Source organism: Mesorhizobium sp. P3_A9, assembly GCF_056402975.1.
On the sequence record NZ_JBFUGJ010000582.1, the window covers coordinates 1 to 2,280 of the forward strand.

At 60.5% G+C, this 2,280-nt stretch carries 2 protein-coding genes, 2 tRNA genes and 1 pseudogene; 3 read left to right on the top strand and 2 right to left on the bottom strand.

Going from position 1 to position 2,280, the window contains the following annotated elements:
- A pseudogene (locus tag AC1DX0_RS34825) lies at window positions 1-226 on the top strand (sodium:solute symporter); the annotation flags it as partial.
- A gap of 57 nt (window positions 227-283) precedes the next feature.
- On the opposite strand, the gene AC1DX0_RS34830 reads toward AC1DX0_RS34825, so the two are convergent.
- Entirely contained in the window at window positions 284-1,081 is a 798-nt protein-coding gene (locus AC1DX0_RS34830; RefSeq protein WP_477221227.1) for a M15 family metallopeptidase, read from the bottom strand.
- Between the two features lie 69 nt (window positions 1,082-1,150).
- Window positions 1,151-1,226, bottom strand: a tRNA-Val gene (locus AC1DX0_RS34835).
- Window positions 1,227-1,443: 217 nt separating this feature from the next.
- On the opposite strand from AC1DX0_RS34835, the gene AC1DX0_RS34840 reads away from it, so the two are divergent.
- Both AC1DX0_RS34840 and AC1DX0_RS34845 read left to right on the top strand, forming a co-directional pair.
- Window positions 1,444-1,520, top strand: a tRNA-Asp gene (locus AC1DX0_RS34840).
- A 354-nt stretch (window positions 1,521-1,874) separates the two neighbouring features.
- A partial coding sequence (locus AC1DX0_RS34845) for a hypothetical protein (RefSeq protein WP_477358935.1) occupies window positions 1,875-2,280 on the top strand: 406 nt, incomplete at its 3' end.

A 2,280-nucleotide genomic window follows, 5' to 3' on the forward strand; every position in this document is an offset into this window, starting at 1 on the left:
CTATACCAACTGGTTCCGGGCCCCGGCCCTGCTGGCGGGCTGGTTCGTCGGCTTCTTTGGCGGCACCCTGCTCGTTTGGGATGCCGGCTGGAAACCGCTGCACGCGATCAGCCTCGGAGGCGAGCCCTTCACGGTCTATACCGGGCTGCTTGCATTGGCCGCAAACATCGCTGTGGCGGTGGCGGTCAATGCCGTCGTGCCGGCACGAGCCACTTCGCGGGCATAGCTCCAATTCTCGCGAAGGATCGCGAAAGCGGTCCTTCGCGAGAAACCCCACCGGCGATCAGCTGGACTTCTTGTACAGCAGCAGCTCGGGCCGGTACTCAAAATGCATGGTGTCGTAGTGATACCAGCGCCCGCCCCAGATGAAACCGTTTTTCTCAAACAGTTCCACGATTTGCAGGGGAATCCGGTTCTTGAACGGGATGTGGGCCTTCGGGTTGGTTTTGTTTCTGTTGTTGTACCAATAGTCTGAGAAGCCGACATTGATATCGAAGGCTGCTCCGAAGGAGTGGACGCTCAACCGGTTCGTGCCGGCGATGGGCCGCCAGACAAAGCCGCCTCCGGGCTTGAGCCCATAACGGCTAAGCTCCGCGGGCATGGCCTCGAGCGCGTCGGAGACCTTGCCCAGCCGGTCGTTGATGCCGAAAACCCTGGTGACCTGAACGGTCTTTTTGCCAAGTTTCGGCAGCCATTTGACGCTGGCGATGTGCTTGCCCACCTCCCCGGCACTGGCGCCGTAGAGTTTTTCGAAGAAGGCTTCGTTGCGGACACGGCCGGGATCGAAATCCTCCGCCGGGACCAGCGCGCCCTCAGCTGCCGTCGGGTAGACGTAACGAAACATGTCTTCGATGTCGGGGCTCTCCAGCAGCGCATCGGCGTCGCGCGCCTTGCCGTCGTCCCACACCATCGTGGTGCCGTCAGTCCAGGTCAGGACATTGCCCGAGATGGTGAATAGCCCGGGATAGGCCTTGAGCAAGGCGGCCTTGGCGGCCGGCTGATCGACGCCGTCGCCGGCATCCCCTGCATGGGCGAAGCGTCCGGTACCACTGATTGCCAACGCAATCACCAGCAGCAGCAAGCGCCCTGGATGCCTGGTCATTGTCCTGCCTCCGGGAAGGGCCAATCGCATTTCAAGACGATGCTGGAATGGTGGGCGATGACGGGCTCGAACCGCCGACATCTTCGGTGTAAACGAAGCGCTCTACCAACTGAGCTAATCGCCCGCTCCGGCGCGGACCTTTAAGCGGTCAGGATCGGCTTCGCAAGGCCAAATGAACACGCAGCGCCCTGTTCGCGGGCCGGATTTGTCAACAAAACGCCGGCTGTCAAAAAACCTTCTCCAGTTTGCTGTTATGATGGTTTGGTGCGCTTGACACCCGGTGGCGAACCCCTTATCCAGCGCCCCAACGACGAACACGGCTGACACGTGCTCGTCAATGCGCGGGTGTAGCTCAGTTGGTTAGAGTGCCGGCCTGTCACGCCGGAGGTCGCGGGTTCGAGCCCCGTCACTCGCGCCATTTCTCTCAAGGGTTTCAAACCCTTGGCACAGAGAAATGTCGACAAGAATTGTCAAAGTCCACTTCCAGAAATGAAGTACGAGGCGCGGTCGATGATCGTTACCAGCGCCAGTCGTATGCAGCCGACAGTCTTCACAGCCGGCTTCAAAAAAACAAACATGCATGCGTGAGGGTGTGGCAAACGGGACGCCACTCCAATAGGCTGAAAAGCAGCTCCTGAACGACTTGGGCCTGGGTTGAGCCGCGTTTGATCTTGCGAATTCCGCTTGCGGATTTGCCCACAAAGCGCTCGATTCATTTCGCAGGTAGCGGAGCTGCACCAGTTTGCTGCCGAAACGGTATGGAGGACTTATAGTGTCAATCGCACCAAACATTCCTATGCGCACGATATTCACGCTCGTTTACCTGGGTGCCGTAACGACGGTCGCCACCGCCCTTTTCCCGGCGACCGCGTCGGCCGACCGGCTGCAGCAGTGCGCGCGCGAGGGCGGCATCTGCCGTCTGCCGTATCCCGCCGAGGTGGTCTACGGCGCCCGGGGCCGCACAACCTCGCGCTATTTCGAGCGAAACGCGGTACCCTGCACAAATCGCGTTTTTGGCGACCCCGCACCGAACAGGCCAAAGTCGTGTTTCATCGTCATGCGCGACCGCGACCAGTCGGATGACAATTACGACGAGCCGCGCCGCGAAAGATGGGCGGCCTGTGCCGACGAAGGCGAATACTGCGACTTCGATGGCCGCAAGGTGGTCAGATACGGGG